We start from the raw sequence: 22,638 nt of genomic DNA on the forward strand, positions 1-22,638 counted from the left end.
CCCTGCCGGGGCTTGAGATAGGAAGGGGACATGACTGCGCGCGAAGGCCTGATCGCGGTCCCGGGCGGCAACGTGTGGTTCAAACGGATCGGGGGCGGTGCGGGCCTTCCCGTGCTGGTGGTCCACGGCGGCCCCGGGCTGCCGCACGATTACCTGAGGTCGCTGGAACGCCTGGCCGACGAGCGGGAGATCGTCTTCTGGGACCAACTCGGGTGCGGGCGTTCCGGGCGCCCGTCGGACACCTCCCTGTGGACGATGGAACGCTCGGTGGCCGAGATGGATTCGGTGGTGCGCGCGCTCGGCCTGAACGGCTTCCACGTTTTCGGCAACTCCTGGGGCGGGATGGTGGCGCAGCAGTACGTGCTCGACGTGAGCTCCGGGGCGGTCAGCCTCACCGTCTCTAACAGCGTCGCCTCCATACCGCGGTTTTCGGAGCTGGTGGCCCGGTTGAAGTCCGAACTGGACCGGGACACCCAATCCGCCATCGCACGCCACGAGGCCGCCGGCACCACGTCTTCGGCCGAATACCAGGCGGCGATCCGCACCTGGAACGAAACCTATTTGTGCCGCGTGCGGCCCTGGCCCACCGAGTTGCTGGACGCCTTCGCGGGCATGGGCGCCGAGATTTTCGAGACGATGTTCGGCGCCAGCGACTTCCACATCGCCGGGACCGTCCGCGACTGGGACGTGCTGGACCGCCTCTCCGAGATTGCCCTGCCGACCCTGGTCCTGGCGGGCAGGTTCGACGAGTGCGCACCGGAGCACATGCGGGAGATGCACCGGCGCATCGCCGGCTCGCAGTTCGAGCTGTTCGAATCCAGCTCCCACATGCCGTTCATCGAAGAGCCCGACCGGTTCGACCGGGTGATGCGCGAATTCCTGCGCCGCCACGACGGCTGACTTCCCGACGCCGACCACGCGAGAACGCTATTCTCGTCAACAGAGAGGGTTGGTTGCGGGAGAGGAAACGGGATGCAACTCGACGGTAGCTCCGCGATCGTCGTCGGCGGCGCCGGCGGCCTCGGGGAGGCCACGGTCCGCCGGCTGCACGCCGCGGGCGCCAGGGTCGTCATCGCCGATCTGGCCGATGAGAAGGGCACGGCGCTGGCCGGCGAGCTCGGGGTGCGCTACGCGCGCACCGACGCCACCAGCACCGACGACCTCCAGGCGGCGATCGCCGAGGCGGAATCGCTGGGCCCGCTGCGCATCTCGGTGGACACCCACGGCGGCCCGGCGAGCGGGGGCCGTCTCGTCGGCAAGGACGGCTCGCCGCTGGACCTGGACGGCTTCAAGACCACGATCGAGTTCTACCTGACCGCGGTGTTCAACGTCATGCGCCTGTCCGCGGCCGCGATGGCGCGACAGGAGCCGGTCGACGGCGCGCGCGGCGTCATCGTCAACACGGCGTCGATCGCCGGTTACGAGGGCCAGATCGGCCAACTGCCGTATGCGGCGGCCAAGGGCGGCGTGCTGGGCATGACCCTGGTCGCCGCGCGCGATCTCTCGCCGCTGGGCATCCGGGTGGTCACCATCGCCCCCGGCACGTTCCTGACACCCGCCTACGGCAAGAACGGCGATCAGCTGGAGGCGTACTGGGGCCCGCAGGTGCCCTTCCCCAAACGGATGGGCCGGCCCGCCGAGTACGCCACGCTGGTACACAGCATCTGCGAAAACGATTACCTCAACGGCGAAGTCATCCGGTTGGACGGCGCGCTGAGATTCCCGCCCAAGTGACGGCCCGGCTCTAGGTGGCTGGTGTCGAACGGCCATTGTGGGGGCGCTGGTTGACCGGTCGGGCTATTGGGCGATGCTCGTGTGGTCGTGAGCGGTTCCTAGCTCAGGTGAATTCGGTTGTCGGGATTGGCGATTCCGTTGCTTGGCTGGTCTACAGGCGGTCCTGGTGGGCCGGTTGGCATCGCCGACCGGCCTCAGGTCGTGGCGGCGGCCCAGTTTGCGCCTTCCCGGTGTAATCCGAGCACACCCAGGCGTGCGAGGTTGATCGCGGCGGCCAGCAGGGAGAAATCGGCGGCGACCTTGGTGGTGCCGCGCACGCGCGCACGGCGGCCGCCGTGGCGGCGGCGCATCAGGTGGCCGATCTTGCGTTCCACTTTCGGCCGGGTGGCCTTGTAGTCGGCGACCCAGCCCGGATCTGCTTGGGTGGTGCGAGCACGGGTGAGTTCGGCCTCGTAGCGGCTGATCGCGATGGTGCGCCCGGCGGTTGAGCTGGTGCACTGCTCGGCCAGTGGGCAGCAGGCGCAAGCCGGGCCGAACACCGCGTTGCCGCCGCCGCCCTTGGCCGGGCGGATCGGCACGGTCACCGCGCCCGGGCAGGTGACCGTGCCGACGTCGAGGTCGATGACGAAGCGGTCCTTGGCGTAGCGGCCACCCGGCGCGGTCGGTGGCTGCACCTTGGTGAAGATTTCCGCGCCCGCGGTTTCCAACACGGCCAGCAGTTTGCCCGCACCGTAGGCGGCGTCGCCGTAAACCGCCGGGCATCGCTGGTCTTGGGCTCCGCACACGCTGGGGGCGCTCCCGTCGCCATCACCATCACCGACCGCGCTGGCCGCGGTCGTCGTGCCAGCACTTGCACCGAGGCTCGAGTCGTCCTGAGGATCAACGCAATCTCCGTCGGCGGTGTTGGTGTCGCTGGTCACCGGAGTGGGTAGGTCGCCGGCCAGCAGGTCGGTGGCGGGTTGGGCGTCGCCGGCGTTGCCGGCGGTGACTTCGGTGGCGGTGATGATCTCGGCGTCGGGGTCGATCGCGATGTGACCCTTGTATCCGTCGAAACCCCGCGCGGAGGTCTTGTGGCCGTGGCGTGCCTGCGGGTCCACCGTGGAGATCACCCGATCGGCGGCCACACGGCGCGCGATGCGGAATATCCCGTCGGCGGCGTCTTGGTCGAGGTCCTGGCCGACCACGGTGGCCAACAGTTTGGCCGCCTTGTCCACCTCGGGCTTCAGCGCCTGCTCATCCAGGCAGGCCAGCAGCGCAGACGCGTCGCGGGCCAGCGCGTCCACCAGCGCCTCGCGCGCCGCCACGTCGTCGTAGTCACACACCGGTTTGCCGGCGCTGACGTAGTCGTCGTCGCGGGACAGCCGCGCCCGCAGCGCGGGTTGCAGCTCCGCGCCGGCGACCGCCAGCAGTCCCCGGATCGCCGAGCGGATCAATGTGACCGTGTCCATGGTGGCCACCGCGTCATACAGCGGGGTCGAGTCCAGCACCCGCTTACGGCCCACCAGCCCGGCCGCCTTGGCCGCTTGCAGGGTGACCTCAAAGATCCGGTCCGGGCGATCCGAGCGGGCCAGCCTCGCGCGCATGTCCACCAACACGGTGTGCACAAACCCCGGATAATCGAAGTCCAGCCCGCCCGCGGCATACTTCCACCGCGCGTCGAACGCGAACCGATCCACCGCCTCCCGATCCGAAAGCCCCTCGATGCGCTGCAACACCATCACCACCGCCACAATCATCGGCGGCACGCTGCGCCGGCCGACATCGGTGAACAAGTCGGCGAACATTTCATCGCCGAACAAGTTGAAGCACTCCCGGTGCAGCACGCTGTAAATCGAGTCCGGCGCCACCCGGCCCTCGCAGAAATCCACCGTCGACCGCCACAAATCCGCCTGTTTCGGCGTCAAACCCAAACTCACCCAACCATTCTCGCCGACCGCACCCGATTACCCGGTCAACGCCACGCGAAAAACACCAGCCACCTAGTTCTTGCCCGCCGCCAGCTTGGTGACGATCGAGCGGAAGTCGTCGGTCGTGAACGACTGGTGCTCGGCGGAGAGGGCGTAGTCGAGGCTGGCCAGCACAGCGCGCTCCAGGTGGATGTTGAGCACCCGCTTGGTGCTCTCGACCGCCTGCTGGGGCAGCTCCAGGATCTTCTTGGCGGCGGTCACCGCCTCGCCGACGGGATCGGCCACCACGTGATTGGCCAACCCGAGTTCCACGGCCCGTTCGGCGCGAATCCTGGTGCCCGTCAGCGCATATTCCTTGGCCAGCAACAGGCTGATGTGCAGCGGCCAGGTCAGCGGCCCGCCGTCGGCGGCCACCAGTCCCACCTGCACATGGGGGTCCGCGAGGTAGGCGTCCTCGGCGATGTAGACGATGTCGCTCAACGCCACCAGGCTGCAGCCCAGGCCGACGGCCGGCCCATTGACCGCCGCCACCACCGGGATCCGGCACCGTGCCATCCCCAGCACGATCTCGCGCCCGTCGCGGATGGTCTTGGCGCGCAGGGCAGCGTCCTCCGACAGCTCCTTGAGGTAGGTGAAGTCACCGCCCGCAGAGAACGCCCGGCCCGCCCCGGTGAGCACCGCCGCGCGGGCCGAGGCGTCGTCGGTCAACCGTTGCCACAGCCGCGCGAGCCCGACGTGCAGGTTGTCGTTGACCGAGTTCAGCGACTCCGGCCGGTTCAATGTGATGATCCGCAACGCGCCTTCGGCACGGACGTCGATCTCGTCGGGCATGTCGTACACGTCAGACCCCCAGTCCCAGGATTCGTGAAGCGATGATGTTCTTCTGTATCTGCGACGTCCCGCCCATCACGCTCTGCGCGCGGCTGTACAGGTAGGCGCCGAGCAGGTCGGGGTCGCGGGTGCCGGCGACCGCCAGCGCGGCGTGGCCGACCGACTGCTCGACCCAGGTCATCAGCAACTTGTCGAGCGACCCCTCCGGCCCGTGCGAAACCCCGTCGAGCTGTTCGGACAGCCGCCGCCGGACGTGATGGGTCAGCATCTCCGACTGAACGGCCGCCCACGCGACCTCCTCGGACACCGGGCCCTCGCTGCGCGCCAACAGGTTTCGCACCAGCTTGCCGTACCTTGCGGCGTAGCCGAGGGTGGACGGTTCCCGCTCGTGGCCGACGACGGTCATGGCGACCGCCCAGCCGTCGCCGGGCGCGCCGACCATCCGGTCGGCCGGCACCGTCGCACCATCGAAGAAGACCTGGCCGAACTCGTTGGTGACCCCGCTGATCATGCGCAGCGGACGCTGTTGCACCCCGGGCTGTTTCATCTCGAGGATGAAAGCCGAGATCCCGCGGTGACGTTTGGCCCCGGGATCGGTGCGGGCCAGCAGCAGACACCAGTCGGCGACGTCGGAGTAGCTGGTCCAGATCTTGTGCCCGTCGATCACGTAGTTGTCGCCCTCGCGGCGGGCGGTGGTCTCGAGCGAGGCCAGGTCCGACCCGGCGCCTGGCTCGCTGAAACCCTGGCACCACCGCTCGGTGCCGTCGATGATGCCGGGCAGGAATCGCCGGCGCAGCTCGTCGCTCGCATGCCTGCCGATGCCGTAGATCAGGTATCCCACACTCGGTCGCGGCGGGGCGCCGGCGCGGGCCAGCTCTTCGTCCACGATGACGTCGTAGACCGGCGGCAGGTCCTGACCGCCGTACTCGCGGGGAAACGACAGCCCGAAGAAGCCCTCCTGGTAGAGGGCCTGGTGCCACTGGGCCTGGCGCGCCCAGTACTCGTCGCCGGAGCTGGGAAAGTCCTTGGCGTGCACCGCGAGCCAGGTTCGCAGCCGTTCGCGGAAGGCCGCTTCGTCGGGTGAGTCACGAAAGTCCAAAGTCGATCTCCTTCAGCGCGACGGGCCACAGTTCGGTGGAGGTCAACGCCCGGCGCAGGTAGACGTGCACCAGGCAGTCCCAGGTATTGCCGATGCCGCCGTGCACCTGGATCGCGGTCTCGCAGACGGTGCGGGCGGCGCGGGCGCAGTAGATCTTCGCGATCTGGGCGGCCCGGATGGCTTCGGCCGGCGGCAGTTCGTCGACCCCCCAGGCGGCATGTCGGGAGATGCTGACCGAACCTTCGATCAGGGCAAGGCTTTCGGCCAGCAGGTGCGCGACGGCCTGGTAGGACCCGATCGCCTTGCCGTACTGTTCGCGGATTTTCGCGTATTCGCAGGCGACGGCGTGCGCGCCTCGGGCGATTCCGACCAAGTCGGCCGACGTGGTGGCCAGCGCCAGCGCCAGCCATCGTGCGGCGTCGTCGTCGGAGATCTCGCCGAGCGGAGTCGGCTCCCCCGTCAAACTCGCTTCGGCCCGGGTCAGATCCACACCGGTGCGACACTCGCCGGCCTCCGTCACCAGCACGCTGCCGCTCGAGAGCAGAAGGGCGCGTTGGCATCCCCGCGCGTCGACCGCCCGGCCGTCGCTACCGACCGTTGCTCCCCCACTGTCGGCACCGACGTGCCGGGCCAGGTCGTCGGCCAGCACCGGCCCGAGGAAGGGCGCGTCGAGCAGGCGGCGCCCGAATTCCTCGGCGACGATCGCCACCTCGACACCGGACGCGCCGTCGGAGCGCAGCGCGCGCCAGCCGGTCGCCGCGACCTGCCTGTCCAGGCGGGAGATTCGCCCGTCGTCGTCGAGATCCTGGACCGACCCCGGCCCGCGGTCGTCGGCCAGCTTGGCCGCGGCGTCGCGTAGTTGCTGCTGTTCAGCTGTCAGACGTACATCCATGGCGCTCCTTGAGAACTCGGCGCAGTACCTTGCCCGAGGGCAGGCGCGGGATATCGGGCACGAACACGACGCGACTCACGCGTTTGTAGGACGCAAGCCGCTGCTCGACCCGGTCGGTGAGTTCGGCGGCGACGGCCGCCGTGTCGATGGGGGCGCGCGCCGCGACGGCGGCGACGATGGCTTCGCCGTTGATCCCGTCCGGAACACCGAACACCGCGCAGTCCTTGACGGCCGGATGACCGTGCAGCACCGTCTCGACCTCGGCGGGGGCGACCTGGAAGCCGCGCACCTTGATCATCTCCTTGAGCCGGTCGGTGATGCGCAGCCAGCCGCCGGTGTCCAGCCAGCCGACGTCACCCGTCCGGTACCAGCCGTCGTGAAACGCCTCGGCGGTCGCCTCCGGGGGCAGGTAGCCGGCCATCAAAGATAGTGAGCGGGACTGGATTTCGCCGACCTCCCCCGGGCAGACCGGCTCGCCGGTGTCCAGCGAGACCACCCGAAGTTCCACCCCGGGCACCGGCCGCCCGACGGTGTCGAGGCGGGCCCCGCCGACCGGATTGCAGGCGATGACGGGCAGTTCGGTGGTGCCGTAGGCCGGCACCCAGCCCACGCCGGTGCGGCGGGTCACCGTCTCGGCGACGCTGACGGTCACCGGCGTGGCGCCCCACATGATGAAGCGCAGCGACGACAGGTCGTAGGACTCCAGCCGGGGGTGCGAGGCGATGGCCAGCGCGATGGGCGCGACTGCCATTTCCACTGTGATGCGGTCGTTTTCGATGTGGCGCAGCATGGTGTCGATGTCGAATCGCGCATGCAGGCGGATTTGGGCACCGGCCCGCAGCGCGGTGACGATGTTGAGCAGGCCGAGGATGTGGGACGGCGGCGTGACGACCTGGATGCGGTCGCGGCCGGTCAGCCGCAGCGCCCGGCGCCAGTGCCCGACGGCCTCGTCCAGCGCGGCGTGGGTGTGCCGGACGGCCTTCGGCAGGCCGGTGGTGCCCGAGCTGAAGACCAGGACCGCCTCGGCGGGGGGCGGCAGCGCCCGGGCAACCGGCTCGGTCGGGGTGATCGGTTCGTCCAGATGCAGCATCGGCATCAGGCCGGCCAGCACGGGATGGTCACCGACGGCGTGCGCCGGGCCGGTCAGCGCGAGTGCGTGGTCGACCTCGTCGCGTTTCCAGGCGGGGCTGACGAGCACCGCGGTGGCACCCAGCCGCCAGATCGCCAGCAGCGCGGCGACGAATTCCGGGCGGTTGGATGCCATCACCGCGACCCGCTGGCCTGCGGCGACACCCCTTTTCTCGAGTGTCGTGGCCAGCCCGGCGGCCAACGCGTCGAGTTGCGGCGCGCTGAAGCGCCGCTCCTCGAACACGAGCGCTGCCGGCTCGGTCACGTCCGTTCCTTCCAGCAGTCCGACCGTCGGAGAGAGGCTCCTATCGGCTGACGAGAATAGTATTCTCTATACTGAAGAACGCAAATACGGGAGGGGCGGTCATGGCGACGGTCACCGCGATCACCGAGGACACAGTGACGAATCCAGCATCCAACGGTGCCGAGCCGGGCACGGTGACGATCCACCTCGACCGCAAGAAGGTGTCGGTGCCGCGGGTCCCCGGCGAGACGCTGCTGGAAAGCGCGCGACGAGCCGGTCTCGAGCCGCCGTTCAGTTGCGAGGCCGGCAACTGCGGCACCTGCATGGCCAGGCTCGTCGAGGGCCACGCGACCATGCGGGTCAACGACGCTCTCGAGGACGACGAGGTGGCCGAGGGTTACATCCTGACCTGCCAGGGCGTGCCCGACACGCCGTCGGTCACGGTGCACTACGAGTAGTCGCAGAAAGGCGGCAGTTCATGAACGCAGACGACCTGATCCTGGTGAGCATCGACGACCACGTCGTCGAGCCGCCGGACATGTTCTTGCGCCACGTGCCCGGCAAGTACAGGGCCGAGGCCCCGGTCGTCGTGACCGACGACAAGGGCGTCGACCAGTGGGTGTACCAGGGCCGGCCCCAGGGCGTCAGCGGCCTGAACGCCGTGGTGTCGTGGCCGGCCGAGGAATGGGGCCGCGACCCGGCCGGTTTCGCCGAGATGCGCCCCGGGGTCTACGACGTCCACGAGCGCGTGCGCGACATGAACCGCAACGGCATCCTGGCCTCGATGTGTTTCCCGACGTTCACGGGTTTCTCCGCGCGCCACCTCAACATGCACCGCGAGGAGGCCACCCTGGTGATGGTGTCGGCCTACAACGACTGGCACATCGACGAATGGGCCGGCTCGTATCCGGACCGGTTCATCCCGATCGCCATCCTGCCGACCTGGAACCCCGACGCCATGTGCGCCGAGATCCGACGGGTGGCGGCCAAGGGCTGCCGCGCGGTGACCATGCCCGAACTGCCGCACCTGGAAGGGCTTCCGAGCTACCACGACGTCGACTACTGGGGCCCGGTCTTCTCGGCCCTGTCCGAAGAGAACGTGGTGATGTGCCTGCACATCGGCACCGGCTTCGGGGCGATCAGCATGGCGCCCGACGCGCCGATCGACAACCTGATCATCCTGGCCACCCAGGTTTCGGCGATGTGCGCCCAGGATTTGTTGTGGGGCCCGGCGATGCGCAAGTATCCCGACCTGAAGTTCGCGTTCTCCGAGGGCGGCATCGGCTGGATCCCGTTCTACCTGGACCGCAGCGACCGCCACTACACCAACCAGAAGTGGCTGCACCGCGACTTCGGCGACAAGCTGCCCAGCGAGGTGTTCCGCGAGCATTCCCTGGCGTGCTACGTCACCGACAAGACCTCGCTGAAGCTGCGCCACGAGATCGGCATCGACATCATCGCCTGGGAGTGCGACTACCCGCACTCGGACTGCTTCTGGCCGGACGCGCCCGAGCAGGTGCTGGCCGAGCTGACCGCCGCCGGCGCCGACGACGCCGACATCGACAAGATCACCTGGGCCAACGCCTGCCGGTTCTTCGGCTGGGACCCGTTCGCCCGGACGCCGCGCGAGCAGGCGGGGGTGAAGGCGTTGCGCGCCAAGGCGACCGACGTCGACGTGTCGATCCGCTCGCGCGCCGAGTGGGCGCGGCGCTACGAACAGAAGCGGGTCGCGAGCCTGACCTAGCCCGGCGGGTTGACGAACCAGACGTTCTCCTCGCGCAGATTGCGACTGCGCCAGCCGCCGGCCGTGCGAACCAGCTCGTGGTGGTAGTAGCCGCCGCAGAAGCTGAGTTCCGTCATGCCCGGCAACTGCATCGGGTTGTAGAACATCGCCCGCACTGTCGCCGTATCCCCTTCGAGCGCAACGATTTCCACGTTGGTGACGTAGTGCATGGACATCGGAATCGCGGCGAATCCCTCCGCCAGCCACCCGGCCACCTCGTCGCGGGGACCCGCGGCGGCCCCGGCCGACGAGTAGTCGATGTGGGCATCGTCGGTGAACACCGACCGGTAGAGATCCCAGTCCTTGGAATCGACGGCGCGGGCGTATCTGTTGAGCAGGGCGGCGATTTCGATCTCGTCGGCAACTCGCTGGGGGTTCATCACCGGGGCAATGCTATTCGCCCGGCGTCCGGCCGGCTAGAGCATGGCCAGGGCCGGGGCCAGCCGTTCGAGTAGCGTCACCTCGGTGGTGAAGTCGCCGCCGATGGCAGGCAGCAGCGCGACGTGGTCGGCGCCGGCGTCCAGGTGCTCGCGCACCTTGGCGGCGACGGCCGGCGGGTCACCGTATGCGACGACCGCGTCCACCAGCCGGTCGCTCACCCCGTCGACGTCGCCGGCCGAGTAGCCCAGCTCCGCCGGCCTGGCCGCGTACGCGGGCATCGACAGCCTCGCCGACAGCGACTCGCGCGCCGACGTTTTCGGATCCCCGGCGGCGCCGCCCACCACGGACAGGCCGACAACGAGGAGCTTGTCCGGCCCGAGCGCCCGGTCGCGGCCGCCTGTTCGGGGTAGCCGACCCCCAGGCCCAGCACGAACCGCTGCGGATAGGCCTGGGCCAGTTGGGCGGCCGCGGCGTGCGCGGTCTGGGCCGCCCGGGCCCAGACGTTGGCGATGCAGGTGCCCACAACCACGCGTTCGGTGGCGGCCGACAGCATCGACGATTGGACCAGGGCGTCCTTCCCGATGACCTCGTTGACCCAAATCGTCCGGCAACCAGCGGCTTCCAGTCGCCGCGCGGCCGCCCGCTGGCGGTCCGCGAACACCGGCTCGGTGACCCGAGCGCGGTGTGCGCTCGTCGGTCATCAAGCGGCAAAGTAGTGCCCCTCGTTCAGGTCGTCGATCAGCCCGGGGCGCTCCGGATGCCAGCCCAGCTCCTGCTGCGTCAGCGCGCTGGAGGTGGGGTTGTCCAGCGCGGCGAACAACGCGAGGAACCCGAAATGACCCGCCTCTTCGGCCGGGATGCCGGCGGCCGGCACGTTCACCTGCCGGCCGATGACCTCGGCGATCTCGCGGAACGGCACCCCCTCGTCGGCGACGCCGTGCAATCGCGTTCCCGCGGCGGCTTTTTCGAGGGCCAGCCGGTACAGGCGGGCGGCGTCGAGCGTGTGTACGGCGGGCCAGCGATTGGAGCCGTCGCCGATGTAGGCGGATTTGCCGGTGGTGCGCGCGGTGTCGATCAGATGGTGGGCGAAGCCGTGATGGTCGAGGTTGCTGTGCACCAACGGCGAAAGCCTGATGACCGACGAGCGCACACCGCGCTCGGCCAGTGCGATGACCGCGTTCTCGGAATCGACCCGCGGGCCGCCGGGCATCGCGTCGCGTTCGGTGCCGACGCCTGCGTGGCCCAGGAGCGCCAGCAGGAGCGTCCCCGACGTGCTGACCAACGGCCGGTCCGAGCCGGCCAACGCCTCCCCCATCGCCTGCACGGCCCGCAGATCCGTCTCGGCGGCGCCCACGAAGTCGGCGAAGTCGTGCTTGAAGGCGAGGTGGATGACGCCGTCGGAGGGCGCCGCGGCGGCGGCGAGGCCGTCGGGGTCGTCGAGGTCACCCCGGTGCACCCGGACACCCTTCGCCGCCAGCGCTGCGGCCGACTCGTCGGAGCGGGCGAGTCCGGTGACCTGATGCCCCGCCTGGACGAGTTCGTCGACGACCGCCGAACCGATGTGTCCGCTCGCACCCGTCACAAAGACATGCATGGGATTTCCTTTCACCGTGTGCGTGTTGGTGCTTCCAGTCAATTGCCCGGGCGGCCCGACTGTCCAAGACCCGTTTCCTATGGCGCGATACCGAATCGGCATGACTGCACGTCCGCGCGCCACTTCAAGGCGGACAAGGACCGCAGCGCCGTTACACTGCCCGCATGACCGAATCGGTATCGCCCGTCATCGACCTCGATCTGCGGCTGGTCGGCTACTTCGTGGTGGTCGCCGAACACCGGCACTTCGGCCGCGCCGCGACCGCGTTGCGCGTCGCGCAGCCGTCGTTGAGCCGGCAGATCCGCCGGCTGGAGCAACAACTGGGCGTTCGACTGCTGGATCGCACGCCGCAAGGCACCCGGCTGACGGAGGCCGGGGAGGTGTTCCTGCCGCGGGCCAAGGCCCTGCTGCGCTCGGCCACGCATGCCGCCGCCCAGGCCAGGGCCGCCGCCCAGCCCAGCCGCATCGCGATCGGCTACACGACCGGCATGATCGTCACCCCTGCGGTGCGCGAGATGCGCCGCGAACACCCCGACGCCGAAGTGCAAGTGTCCCATCTGGATTGGGACCAGGCCCTGGACGCATTGCTCGGGCATCGGGTGGACGCGGTGGTGACCCGGCTCCCGTTCCCCACCGACGGACTGCACGTGACCATCCTCTACGAGGAGCCCCGGGTGCTGGCCATGTCGGTCGACCACCGGCTCGCGGGCCGGGAATTCGTCACGCTCGACGACATCGCCGACGAACCGATGCCCCGGGTCCGCGACTCCGACACGCTGTGGAGCGCCTTCTGGCGCATCGATCCCCGGCCCGACGGACGCCGGGCACCCGATGGACCGTTCGTCGACGCGCTCGAGGACAAGTTCGAGCTGATCGCCTCCGGGCAGGCGGTCGCCGTTGTGCCCGATCTACGCGTCGACGCCCTGCGGCCCGACATCACCACCGTCCCGTTGCGGGGCGTCGAGCCCTGCCACGTGGTGCTCGCCACGCGCGCCGGGGACCGGAGCCGGTTGGTGGCGGCGTTCCGCAAGCTCGCCGAGGCGCACCTCACGGGCTCGCCGTTCTGAGGCCGGTGTGGGGCCGTACGGAGGGCGGCGCCGATTCAGCCCTCGGGCAACACAGGCGGCGGGCGATACTGCGGCTCGTAACCGGACACGTGGATCGGGCCGGCGACGAGCCGGAAGTCGCCCGCGGCCACCACGACCTCCGGGGTCGCCTCGAGCGCCTCGGGCAGCGTGCGCACGGCGGCCGCCGGCACCCCGAGGCGACGCAGTCGCCGTTCCCACCCGACGGCGGTGTCGGTTGCCAGCATCGCGGTGACGACGGCGAGCACCTCGTCGCGCCGCTCGACCCGTTCGGCCATCGTCTCGAAACCCCCGATACCCGCCTCGGTAGCGAAGGACTTCCAGAAGCCGTCGTGCGTGACGAACAGCGCCAGGTGCCCCTCGGCGGTCGGGAATAGTTGCGCGGGAACATAATACGAGTGCGCGCCGTACGGCCGGCGCCGCGGCTCCACGCCGTCGTTGAGGTAGGCCGCGGCGTGGTAGTTCAGCTGCGAGAACATCACGTCGCGCAGCGACACGTCGACCTGCCCGCCGGTGCCCGAGACGATCTTGGCCAGCAATCCGAGCGCCGCACACATGCCGGTGGAGTTGTCGGCCGAGGAGTAGCCGGGCAGCGTCGGAGGACCGTCGGGGTCGCCTGTCAGGGCGGCGATGCCGGTGGAGGCCTGGACCACGTAGTCGAAGGCCGGGTCGTCGCCGCCGTGCAGGCCGAAGCCGGTGATCGCCACGCACACGATCCGCTCGTTGTGGCGCCGCAGCGCCTCGTAGGTGAGGCCCAGCCGGCGGATGGCCGACGGTTTGAGGTTCACCAGCAGCGCGTGGGCGTCGGCCACGAGTTCGCCCAGGCGTTGTTGGCCCGCTCCGGAATTCAGGTCCAGGCAGATGCTGGACTTGTTGCGGTTGAGGCTGGCGAAGTAGCTGGGGCCCACCCCGCGGGAGATCTCGCCGCCGGCCGGCTCGATCTTGGTGACCTCGGCCCCGAGGTCGGCGAGCAGCATGGTGGCGTACGGGCCGGCCAGCATGGTGCCGACCTCGAGGATGCGGATTCCCGCCAGCGGGCCCTGGGAAATGCCCCGCGTCAACGCAACTCCGTTGCGAGAGCGGCGATCATCTCGCGGGTGCGCTGTTTGGAGGCGACCAGTTCGTCGCGGCCGGCGCCGATCGGCAACAGGCGCACCGACAGGTCGGTCACACCGGCGTCGGCGAAAGAGCGGAACCGCCGCAGAATCTGTTCCGAGTCGCCGGCCGCGCACAGGTCGCCGACATCGCGGGCGTCGCCGCGGTCGAGCAGGCGCTGGTAATTGGGCGACACCTCGGCCTCGCCCAGGATACGGTTGGCCCGCTCCTTGGCCTCGTCGACTTGCGCAGGCGCACAGAGGCATACCGGGATTCCCGCCACGATCCGCGGGGCGAGGCGCCCGGCGTCCGCGGCGGCCTTGGTGATCTTAGGAGCGATGTGCTCACCGATCGCGCGTTCGTCGGCCATCCACAGCACCGTACCGTCGGCGAGCTCACCCGCGATCTGCAGCATCACCGGCCCGAGCGCGGCGACCAGCACCGGCATCGGGGTGTCTGCCCCGATCGCCAGCGGGTTGTGCACGGTGAACGAATCGTTCTCGACGTCGACCGGTCCCGGCCCGGCGATGGCGGCGCCCAGCACCTGTAGGTAGTCGCGGGTGTAGGCGGCCGGTTTCTCGTACGGCAGGCCGAGCATGTCGCGGACGATCCAGTGGTGCGACGGCCCGACACCCAGCGCCAGCCGGCCACCGGCCACCGCGTGCGTCGAGAGCGCCTGGCGGGCCAGCGCGACCGGATGCTGGGCCTGCAGCGGCACCACCGCGGTGCCGAGCTCGATGCGCGAGCTGTGCGCGGCCATCAGCGACACCATGGTAAGGCAGTCGAAGTCGTCGGGAACCTGCGGCATCCACGCGGTGTCCAGGCCCGCGGACTCGGCCCATTCGATATCGGAGACCAGCTTGTGCGCCTTGCGGGCCATGTCGCCGCGCTCGGCACCGATCATCACTCCGACGCGCACGATTCCTCCGATGCTGGTTGGGGGGCGCCGGTCAGGGCCCGGATGTCGCGGACCAGCACGTCCAGAGGTGTCCCGGTGGGGAACACCGCGGCGGCGCCGGCGGACAGCAGTTTGGGCACGTCGGCGTGCGGGATCGTGCCTCCGACGACCACGGCGATGTCGGCGGCGTCGGCGGCACGCAGGGCCTCGATGGTGCGGGTGGTCAGCGCCAGGTGCGCACCGGACAGGATGCTCAGGCCCACGACCGCGACGTCCTCCTGGACGGCGATCGAGGCGATGTCTTCGATGCGTTGCCGGATGCCGGTGTAGATGACCTCGAAGCCCGCGTCGCGCAGGGTGCGCGCCACGATCTTGGCGCCGCGGTCGTGTCCGTCCAGGCCCGGCTTGGCCACCAGAACTCGAACCGCCATCTAGAACACCACCGGCTGCTGGAACTCGCCCCACACCGCTTTGAGCGCGGAGACCATCTCACCGACGGTGCAGTAGGCGTTGGCGCAGTCGATCAGCGTGTGCATCAGGTTGTCGGTGCCCTCCGCGGCTCGTGAGAGTTCCGCCAACGCCGATTGCGCTGCCGCCGCGTCCCTTTCGGCCTTCACCTTGGAGAGCCGCTTGAGCTGCAGGTCGCGGCCATCGGCGTCGAGTTCGTAGGTGACCACGTCGGGTTCGGGCTCCTCGGAGACGAAGCGGTTGACCCCGACGACGGGGCGGGTACCGGCCTCGATGTCCTGATGGGTCCGAAAGGCCTCATCGGCGATCAGGCCCTGCAGGTAGCCGTCCTCGATCGCGGCCACCATGCCGCCGTGGCGCTCCAGGTCGTCCATGATCTCCACGATGCGCGCCTCGGTCGCGTCGGTGAGCGCCTCGACGAAGTAGGAGCCGCCGAGGGGGTCGGCCACGCCGGCCACCCCGGTCTCGTAGGCCAGGATCTGCTGGGTGCGCAACGCCAGCGTGGTGGACTCCTCGGTGGGCAGCGCGAACGGCTCGTCCCAGGCCGCGGTGAACATCGACTGCACCCCGCCCAACACCGCCGCCATCGCCTCGTAGGCCACCCGGACGACGTTGTTGCGCGCCTGCGGGCCATACAGCGACGCGCCGCCGCACACGCACCCGAACCGGAACATCGACGCCTTGTCGGTGGCCGCCCCGTAGCGCTCCCGCACGATGGTGGCCCAACGGCGCCGTCCCGCACGGTATTTGGCGATCTCCTCGAAGAAGTCGCCGTGGGTGTAGAAGAAGAACGAGATCTGCGGCGCGAACTGGTCGATGCTCATCCGGCCGCGGGCCACCACGGTGTCGCAATAGGTGACGCCGTCGGCCAGGGTGAACGCCATCTCCTGCACCGCGTTGGCGCCGGCGTCGCGGAAATGGGCCCCGGCCACCGAGATCGCGTTGAACCGCGGTACTTCGGCCGCGCAGAACTCGATCGTGTCGGCGATCAGGCGCAGCGAAGGCTCCGGCGGCCAGATCCAGGTGCCGCGCGAGGCGTACTCCTTGAGGATGTCGTTCTGGATGGTCCCGGTCAGCTTGGCCCGCGGGATGCCCTTCTTCTCGGCCGCGGCGACGTAGAAGGCCAGCAGGATGGCGGCGGTGCCGTTGATCGTCATGCTCGTGCTGAGCTTGTCCAACGGAATGCCGTCGAAGAGGATCTCGAAGTCGGCCAGGGTGTCCACCGCGACGCCGACCCGGCCCACCTCCTCCCCGAACTCGGGATCATCGGAATCGTATCCGCACTGGGTGGGCAGATCGAGAGCCACCGACAGGCCGGTCCCGCCCTGCTCGAGCAGGTATCGGTAGCGGCGGTTGGACTCCTCGGCGGTGCCGAAGCCCGAGTACTGGCGAAACGTCCACAGCTTGCCCCGATAGCCCGACGCGAAATTGCCCCGCGTGAACGGAAACTGTCCGGGCGGCGCAGGTTCCGCGGTCCTGTCCCCCGGCCCGTACACGGGCCGCAGCGGTATGCCCGATGGGGTCTGAGTCTCGTTGTCCATCGACTGATAACGTACTTGCAAAAAAAGAGAATGCCAATACCGCCCGTTGACCAGGCCAAAGGATGCCCACGGCGCCGATCTGGGACTGTTCCTAGACTGAGCACCATGACGGTTTCGCGGCCATCGGCGGCCGACCTGGACGCCGCGGCACACCATTTCGGCTTCCACCTCGACGCCGACGCCCGGCGCGACTACCTGGCGGCCGTGCACCGCACCCTGACGTCCTATGACGTCGTCGATGCGCTGTACGAGGAGTTGGCGCGGCCACAGACCCCCGAGCGCGCCCACCGGTTCCCGACGCTGGAGGAAAACCCGCTCGGCGCCTGGTATGTCACCACCGAGATCCGCTCCGGCGCCGAGGGCCCGCTGTCGGGCCGGACGGTCGCGGTCAAGGACAACATCGCCGTCGCCGGCGTTCCGATGATGAACGGGTCCCGCGCGGTCGAGGGGTTGGTCCCCGGCCGCGACGCAACCGTCGTCGAGCGTCTGCTGGCCGCCGGGGCGACCATCGCCGGCAAGAGCGTCTGCGAGGACCTGTGCTGCTCGGGGTCGAGTTTCACCTCCGCCTCCGGGCCGGTGCGCAACCCGTGGGACACCGCGCGCGAGACGGGCGGGTCCTCCAGCGGGAGCGGTGCGCTCGTCGCCGCCGGAGACGTCGACCTGGCCCTCGGCGGCGACCAGGGCGGCTCCATCCGCATCCCGGCGGCGCTGTGCGGCATCGTCGGGCACAAGCCGACCCACGGCCTGGTGCCCTACACGGGGGCGTTCCCGATCGAGCGGACGATCGACCACCTCGGACCCATGACGCGCACGGTCGCCGACGCCGCACTGTTGCTCACGGTGCTCGCCGGGCCCGACGGCCACGACCCGCGCCAGCGCCAGCCCACAGCCGCGTTCGACTACCGGGCCGCGCTCACCGGCGACGTGGCCGGCCTGCGGGTCGGCATCCTCGGCGAGGGTTTCGGCCAGCCCGGCTCGTCACCGGAGGCCGACGAACTCGTCCGCTCGGCCGCCCGGCGGTTCACCGAATGCGGTTGTCGCGTAGAAGAAGTCAGCGTGCCCTGGCACCGCACCGCGCTGCACGTGTTCAACGTCATCTTCACCGACGGCGCCACCTACCAGATGGTCGACGGCAATGGCTACGGTCTCGGCGTGGACGGGTGGTACGACCCGGAACTCATGGCGCACTTCGCCCGGCAGCGGGTCGCCCACGCCGACGAATTGGCCAGCACCGTCAAGGCCACCGCGCTGTGCGGGCACTATGGCCTGACGGCGCTGGGCGCCACATCGTATGCCAAGGCGCGCAACCTGTTACCGCACGTGCGGGCCGCCTACGACGCGGCGCTGACCGAGTACGACGTGCTGGTGATGCCGACCGTTCCCGGGACGGCGGACCCGCTGCCGGCGGGGTGTCCCGGTGACGTCGGGCTGCTCGGGCGCGCGCTGGGCAAGGCGGCCAACACCGCGCCCATGGACATCACCGGCCATCCCGCCCTCTCGGTGCCCGCCGGGCTCATCGACGGTCTGCCGGTCGGGATGATGATCGTGGGCAGGCGATTCGACGACGCCACGGTGCTGCGGGCCGGCGCCGCGTTCGAGTCCCTGTGCGGGGGATTCCCCTCCCCCGGGTAGCGCTCAGGGGCGGCACACGATCTCGCCGTGTGGGATCGCCAGCCAGCCGTCCGGGGCCGCGGCCCAGGCCCGCCACGCCGCGGAGATCTCCTCCAGCTGTGCCGGCGTGGCCAGGCCGAGCCGCAGCAACTCGCGCGCCACCCCCGAATGCAGGATCCGGTCGGCCCACATCCCGCCCCACCACTGGCGGGTCGCGGGCGTGGCGTAGCACCAGAGGCTGCCCGTCGGCGTGATGTCGGTGAACCCGGCCTCGAGTGCCCAGGACAGCAGCCGCCGGCCCGCGTCGGGTTCGCCGCGGTTGGCGCGGGCCGCCTTCTCGTAGAGATCAAGCCACAGATCCAGCGCCGGAAGCCTTGGATACCAGACGAATCCGGCGTAGTCGGCGTCGCGGGCCGCCACGACCCCGCCCGGCCGGCACACGCGCCGCATCTCGCGCAGCGCGAGCACCGGGTCGGCGACGTGCTGCAGCACCTGATGCGCGTGGACGACGTCGAAGCTGTCGTCGGGGAAGTCGAGCCGGTGGACGTCGGCGGTGGCGAACGAGACGTTGGACAGGTTGCGCCGCTGCACCTCGGCGCGGGCCACGTCGAGGACCTGACCGAACTGGTCGACGGCGGTGACCGGACCGGGGGCGACCCGGGCGGCGAGGTCGCCGGTGATGGTCCCGGGCCCGCACCCGATGTCCAGCAGGGACAGCCCCGGTTTCAGTTGCGGCAGCAGGTAGGCCGCGGAGTCGTCGGCCGTGCGCCGCTGGTGGCCGCGCAGCACCGACTCGTGGTGTCCATGGGTGTAGTTGGCCCGAGGTTCGTCGCTCACCGTGCGCCCCTAATCGACCGGGACGTCGAGGATCGGCCGGTCGACGGCGGCGCCCGGCCCGTTGAAATGCCACCATTCACCGGAGTACACGCTCAGCCCGCCGTAGGTCATCGCGTTCCGCAGCTGGGCGCGGTTCGCCTGGGCCTCCGAGCTGACGCCCTGCGTGGCGAATGCGGTTGCCCGGGGGGTGAAGTCGTCGAAGTCGGTGCCCATGTCGGCCAGGCACACCCCGCCGCCATGACGGCCGGGCGGACATGGCTGCCCCGCGCTGGTGAACGTCACGTCGACCGAGCGCCCGGACTCGTGGCTGTGCGCGTAGGGCCCCGGCCGCGCGACCCACGCCGGATCGGGCACGACGTTGAACATCTTGACCTGCACGTCGTGGGGCCGGTAGCAGTCCCAGAACACCAGCACGTGTCCCTGGGGGCGCAGCGCCGCCGCGGCCGCGCCGAGACCGGGCGCCATCGACTGGTGCACCAGGCACCGGGCGTCGGATGGATACAACTGCGTGCGGGTGAAGTTGTTCGTCGTCGCGTAGCGCAGGTCGACGACGGCGTCCGGCACGACGCTGCGGACGTCGACGAACCCCGCCGCGCGCGCCGCCGCGCTGACGGGCGGCACGTCCGGCCCGGCGGCGGCCCGCGGAATCTGGCAAGCGCCGACCGCGAGCGCGACGGCGATCACCGGCCCGTGAAACCGCCGCACCCATGACATCCGACCATTGTTACGGGTCGCCACGCCGGACCCTCACCCGATGTCGCCGTCCACGTAGCGCTGCAGGTTGGGCGCCAGCGCCGCCACCACGTCATCGTCGGACATCGACGCGATCGGCTCGATCCGCCAGACGTAGCGCACCATCCCCAGACCGATCAACTGGGTGGCGATCAGACCGCTGCGCCGCAGCCGTTCGTCCTCGTCGGCCCCCAGGGTGGATTCGCCGATCAGGCCGCGCTCGACGATCGCCCGCAGCTTGTCGCGGGTCTTGGGCTCGTGGGCGGCCGTCAGCAGCACCGCGCGCAGGACCGGGCCGACCTCCTCGTCGGACCAGGCGGCCAGCACGTTGCGGACCAGCTGGTTTCCCAGCTCCGAGCGCGGCGCCGCCCAGGTCGTCACGACCGAGTCGAGCCACTTCTGCGGCGGGTCGGTGGCGGCGTCGAGAAGGCCCTCCTTGGAGCCGAAGTAGTGGTAGACCAGCGCCGGGTCCACGTCCGCGGCGCGGGCGACGGCGCGGATCGCCGTGCCGGCCCAGCCGTGCTCGGCGAATTCCTCGCGTGCCGCCGCCAGGATGCGCCCGGCCAACACGCCGCGTTCGTCGCGCGGGCCCGGGGGGATCGCTCGCTTGGCCATTGCCCCACCATACCCGCGAAGTTTCATCTTGCGTTGAAACTAGTCTCAACGTAGCGTGAAACTATGACGATGCTGAACGGCCCGCAGACCACCGGTCGGGCGTACCGCAACCTCAGCGAGCCGCGGTACCGATCCCGCAGCGACCTCAACACCGCGATCGCCGTGCGCGACGGCACCACCCTGCTCGCCGACGTCCACCGGCCCCACGCCGACGGCCGGTTCCCCGCACTGCTGGCCGCCTCCCCCTATCCGCGCCAGATTCAGGACCTGGGCGCCCCCGCCGGCTTCATCGAGGCAGGCGTGACGGACTTCTGGGTGCCACGCGGCTACGTGCACGTCATCGCCAACCTGCGCGGCACCTGCGGCTCGGGCGGCACGTTCAACTTCTTCGACGCCCAGGAACGCCGCGACGTGCACGACCTCGTGGAGTGGGTCGCCGCGCAACCGTGGTGCGACGGCAACGTCGGCATGATCGGCATCAGTTACTTCGCGATGACCCAACTCGAGGCGGCCGTCGAGCGACCACCCCATCTGAAGGCCATCTTTCCGGTGGCCGTGACGGCCGACCTCTACGAGGGCGCCAACCACCACGGCCTGTTGAGCTCGTCCTTCATCACCCCGTTCCTGGCGATGATGGGCCTGACCTCCGAGCGCAGCGACAAGCTGTGGCGCAGCAAGCCGGTCGGCCTGGCCCGCCGGGTACTGAAAAGCTCGCGAGTGCACAAGAAATTCGAAACCATGAACGGCGAAGCGGCGGTCACCATGCTGCGCCAACTGCTCAGGCTGCCGCACGATCCACACCCCTGGGACGAATTGTGGCACGAGGCCGCGGTCCGGCACCCCGCCCGCGACGAGTGGTGGGAGGAGCGAAACCTGTTGCCGCTGCTGAAGAACATCGACATCCCGGTCTACCTGGGGTGCGACTGGGAGAACGTGCCACTGCACCTGCCGTCGACCTTCGCCGCGTGGAACGCGCTGTCGGGCAACGACCGGGTGCGGATGGGGATGCTGGGCAGGTTCGGGCTGACCTGGCCGTGGGAGAGCATGCACACCGAGGCGCTGGCCTGGTACGACCACTGGCTCAAGTGCCGCGACACCGGCATCACCGACGGCCCGCCCATCCGGTACTTGCTGCCGGGGGCCGACGAATGGCGCACCGCCGAGTCGTGGCCCCCGTCGCAGACCCCGCATCGCGAGCTCGCCCTGCGCGCCGACGGCACCCTGGCAGGCGACGAGGGGGCACCGGGCGGGCGCGAATTCCTGGTGCTGGGGTCGGGCCTGGGCCGCGTCAAGGCCAGCGAGATCGACCCCCCGTCGATGCTGACGTGGGACAGCGCACCGCTGGTCGAGGACCTCGACGTGGCCGGCGACATCGAGTTGCGGCTGGTCGCCTCGGCGACCGCGATCGACGTCGCCTGGATGGCCACCCTGCGGGACGTGGGCCCCGACGGCGAGGTGGTGGACGTGACCGCGGGCTGGCTGCGCGGCAGCATGCGCGAAGTCGACGAGGCGGCCAGCCGGCCGGGCGCCCCGGTGCTGCCGTGCCGCACCCCACTGGCAATCCCGCTGGGCAAGGCCGTCGTGTACCGAATACCGTTGGTGCCCAACGCCCGTCGCTTCAAGGCGGGTCACCGCATCCGGCTGGTGCTCGCCGGCGACGACCAGGATCCTTCGGCGCCGACGATCATGAACTTCCGCCACGCCAGCGTCGGCACCAGCAGCCTCAACACGGTCCGGTCGTCGTCGCGGCTGCTGATCCCGGTGCTGGGGTAGCCGGCGGGGAGATCTCACGACGATGTTCCCGATAACGGCATCTCCGCGCGCGAAGATGCGCACAATGATGACCGGGATAGTGAGTACACGGAAGCGAGAAGCCCATGGCCGCCGACCCAGAGTGCGCCCGCTGCAAACGGCCGATCGAACCGGGATGGCTCTACCTGACTGCGCAGCGACGCGGCCAGGCCGAGACGTCCGGAGACGGCGCCGTATTCATCCACCTGCCCGGCGAATGTCCGCGGCCCGGCGAGCACGCTCCGCCCAGCTAGCCGGCTCGCGGGCAAGTCAGGGCAGCACGCGGCCCAGTCACCACCCGGGGCGGAACCCCGTGCTCCGCGCCGCAATTTCCTGGATCAAAGACGGCTGCGCCGCAAGCCCTCCGGTGTC

At 70.0% G+C, this 22,638-nt stretch carries 22 protein-coding genes and 1 pseudogene; 7 read left to right on the plus strand and 16 right to left on the minus strand.

The features are described 5' to 3' along the window. Nucleotides 1-30 precede the first annotated feature (30 nt). On the plus strand, nt 31-900 hold the full coding sequence (locus ACJ512_RS25635; RefSeq protein ID WP_407689334.1) for a proline iminopeptidase-family hydrolase: 870 nt from the start codon (nt 31-33) through the stop codon (nt 898-900). 72 nt (nt 901-972) lie between these two features. Further along, the gene (locus tag ACJ512_RS25640) at nt 973-1,734 is read left to right on the plus strand and encodes an SDR family NAD(P)-dependent oxidoreductase (RefSeq protein WP_407689335.1); all 762 of its coding nucleotides are present in this window, start codon (nt 973-975) and stop codon (nt 1,732-1,734) included. A gap of 194 nt (nt 1,735-1,928) precedes the next feature. On the opposite strand, the gene ACJ512_RS25645 is transcribed toward ACJ512_RS25640, so the two are convergent. From ACJ512_RS25645 to ACJ512_RS25665, 5 genes are all read right to left on the minus strand, one after another. Next, nucleotides 1,929-3,650 carry a transposase gene (locus ACJ512_RS25645; protein WP_407689781.1) on the minus strand — a complete coding sequence of 574 codons (1,722 nt, stop codon included), beginning with the start codon at nt 3,648-3,650 and terminating at the stop codon, nt 1,929-1,931. Nucleotides 3,651-3,713: 63 nt separating this feature from the next. After that, nucleotides 3,714-4,481, minus strand: a complete 768-nt coding sequence (locus tag ACJ512_RS25650; RefSeq protein ID WP_461479883.1) for an enoyl-CoA hydratase/isomerase family protein — start codon at nt 4,479-4,481, stop codon at nt 3,714-3,716. Nucleotide 4,482: 1 nt separating this feature from the next. Then, on the minus strand, nt 4,483-5,571 hold the full coding sequence (locus ACJ512_RS25655; protein ID WP_407686674.1) for an acyl-CoA dehydrogenase family protein: 1,089 nt from the start codon (nt 5,569-5,571) through the stop codon (nt 4,483-4,485). Further along, on the minus strand, nt 5,558-6,463 hold the full coding sequence (locus ACJ512_RS25660; protein WP_407686673.1) for an acyl-CoA dehydrogenase family protein: 906 nt from the start codon (nt 6,461-6,463) through the stop codon (nt 5,558-5,560). Before ACJ512_RS25660 ends, ACJ512_RS25655 begins: the two co-directional genes overlap by 14 nt. Beyond that, complete coding sequence (locus ACJ512_RS25665) at nt 6,441-7,856, minus strand: class I adenylate-forming enzyme family protein (protein WP_407686672.1); 1,416 nt, start codon at nt 7,854-7,856, stop codon at nt 6,441-6,443. The genes ACJ512_RS25660 and ACJ512_RS25665 overlap by 23 nt, the downstream gene beginning before the upstream one ends. A gap of 101 nt (nt 7,857-7,957) precedes the next feature. On the opposite strand from ACJ512_RS25665, the gene ACJ512_RS25670 reads away from it, so the two are divergent. Together ACJ512_RS25670 and ACJ512_RS25675 are read left to right on the plus strand one after the other, a co-directional pair. Next, a complete protein-coding gene (locus ACJ512_RS25670) occupies nt 7,958-8,293 on the plus strand; it encodes a 2Fe-2S iron-sulfur cluster-binding protein (protein ID WP_407686671.1) in 336 nt (111 codons plus the stop codon). Nucleotides 8,294-8,313: 20 nt separating this feature from the next. Further along, a complete protein-coding gene (locus ACJ512_RS25675) occupies nt 8,314-9,579 on the plus strand; it encodes an amidohydrolase family protein (RefSeq protein WP_407686670.1) in 1,266 nt (421 codons plus the stop codon). Here ACJ512_RS25675 and ACJ512_RS25680 read toward each other — a convergent pair. The 4 genes and pseudogenes from ACJ512_RS25680 to ACJ512_RS25695 form a co-directional block, all read right to left on the minus strand. Next, entirely contained in the window at nt 9,576-9,998 is a 423-nt protein-coding gene (locus tag ACJ512_RS25680; RefSeq protein ID WP_407686678.1) for a nuclear transport factor 2 family protein, read from the minus strand. The two genes, ACJ512_RS25675 and ACJ512_RS25680, sit on opposite strands and share 4 nt — an antisense overlap. A 36-nt stretch (nt 9,999-10,034) precedes the next feature. Further along, a complete protein-coding gene (locus ACJ512_RS25685) occupies nt 10,035-10,340 on the minus strand; it encodes an LLM class oxidoreductase (protein ID WP_407686679.1) in 306 nt (101 codons plus the stop codon). Nucleotides 10,341-10,453: 113 nt separating this feature from the next. Continuing rightward, nucleotides 10,454-10,660 (minus strand): annotated as a pseudogene (locus tag ACJ512_RS25690) (LLM class flavin-dependent oxidoreductase); the annotation flags it as partial. A 39-nt stretch (nt 10,661-10,699) separates the two neighbouring features. Beyond that, complete coding sequence (locus ACJ512_RS25695; protein WP_407686669.1) at nt 10,700-11,593, minus strand: SDR family oxidoreductase; 894 nt, start codon at nt 11,591-11,593, stop codon at nt 10,700-10,702. A 164-nt stretch (nt 11,594-11,757) separates the two neighbouring features. Between ACJ512_RS25695 and ACJ512_RS25700 the strand changes: the two genes are divergently transcribed. Next, entirely contained in the window at nt 11,758-12,660 is a 903-nt protein-coding gene (locus tag ACJ512_RS25700; RefSeq protein WP_407686668.1) for a LysR family transcriptional regulator, read from the plus strand. A 35-nt stretch (nt 12,661-12,695) separates the two neighbouring features. On the opposite strand, the gene ACJ512_RS25705 is transcribed toward ACJ512_RS25700, so the two are convergent. The 4 genes from ACJ512_RS25705 to ACJ512_RS25720 are packed head-to-tail and all read right to left on the minus strand — an operon-like array spanning nt 12,696 to nt 16,680. Then, entirely contained in the window at nt 12,696-13,679 is a 984-nt protein-coding gene (locus ACJ512_RS25705; protein WP_461480156.1) for a CaiB/BaiF CoA transferase family protein, read from the minus strand. Between the two features lie 56 nt (nt 13,680-13,735). Further along, nucleotides 13,736-14,692, minus strand: a complete 957-nt coding sequence (locus ACJ512_RS25710; RefSeq protein ID WP_407686666.1) for an LLM class F420-dependent oxidoreductase — start codon at nt 14,690-14,692, stop codon at nt 13,736-13,738. Beyond that, nucleotides 14,677-15,102, minus strand: a complete 426-nt coding sequence (locus tag ACJ512_RS25715) for a cobalamin-dependent protein (RefSeq protein ID WP_407686665.1) — start codon at nt 15,100-15,102, stop codon at nt 14,677-14,679. The genes ACJ512_RS25710 and ACJ512_RS25715 overlap by 16 nt, the downstream gene beginning before the upstream one ends. After that, nucleotides 15,103-16,680, minus strand: a complete 1,578-nt coding sequence (locus tag ACJ512_RS25720; RefSeq protein ID WP_407686664.1) for a methylmalonyl-CoA mutase family protein — start codon at nt 16,678-16,680, stop codon at nt 15,103-15,105. It abuts the gene before it with no gap. Between the two features lie 105 nt (nt 16,681-16,785). Between ACJ512_RS25720 and ACJ512_RS25725 the strand changes: the two genes are divergently transcribed. Further along, nucleotides 16,786-18,312 carry an amidase gene (locus ACJ512_RS25725; protein WP_407686663.1) on the plus strand — a complete coding sequence of 509 codons (1,527 nt, stop codon included), beginning with the start codon at nt 16,786-16,788 and terminating at the stop codon, nt 18,310-18,312. Nucleotides 18,313-18,315: 3 nt separating this feature from the next. Here the strand turns inward: ACJ512_RS25725 and ACJ512_RS25730 are convergent, their stop codons facing one another. The 3 genes from ACJ512_RS25730 to ACJ512_RS25740 are packed head-to-tail and all read right to left on the minus strand — an operon-like array spanning nt 18,316 to nt 20,475. After that, a complete protein-coding gene (locus ACJ512_RS25730) occupies nt 18,316-19,128 on the minus strand; it encodes a methyltransferase domain-containing protein (RefSeq protein ID WP_407686662.1) in 813 nt (270 codons plus the stop codon). 9 nt (nt 19,129-19,137) lie between these two features. Continuing rightward, on the minus strand, nt 19,138-19,842 hold the full coding sequence (locus ACJ512_RS25735; protein WP_407686661.1) for a M15 family metallopeptidase: 705 nt from the start codon (nt 19,840-19,842) through the stop codon (nt 19,138-19,140). Nucleotides 19,843-19,875: 33 nt separating this feature from the next. Next, nucleotides 19,876-20,475, minus strand: coding sequence for a TetR/AcrR family transcriptional regulator (locus ACJ512_RS25740; protein ID WP_407686660.1), 600 nt, complete (start codon nt 20,473-20,475; stop codon nt 19,876-19,878). Between the two features lie 63 nt (nt 20,476-20,538). Between ACJ512_RS25740 and ACJ512_RS25745 the strand changes: the two genes are divergently transcribed. Beyond that, nucleotides 20,539-22,248: a CocE/NonD family hydrolase gene (locus ACJ512_RS25745; protein WP_407686659.1), complete on the plus strand. Its 1,710-nt coding sequence runs from the start codon at nt 20,539-20,541 to the stop codon at nt 22,246-22,248. The last annotated feature ends 390 nt before the right edge of the window (nt 22,249-22,638 follow it).

The organism is Mycobacterium cajalii, assembly GCF_045809005.2.
Taxonomy (GTDB): Bacteria; Actinomycetota; Actinomycetes; order Mycobacteriales; family Mycobacteriaceae; genus Mycobacterium.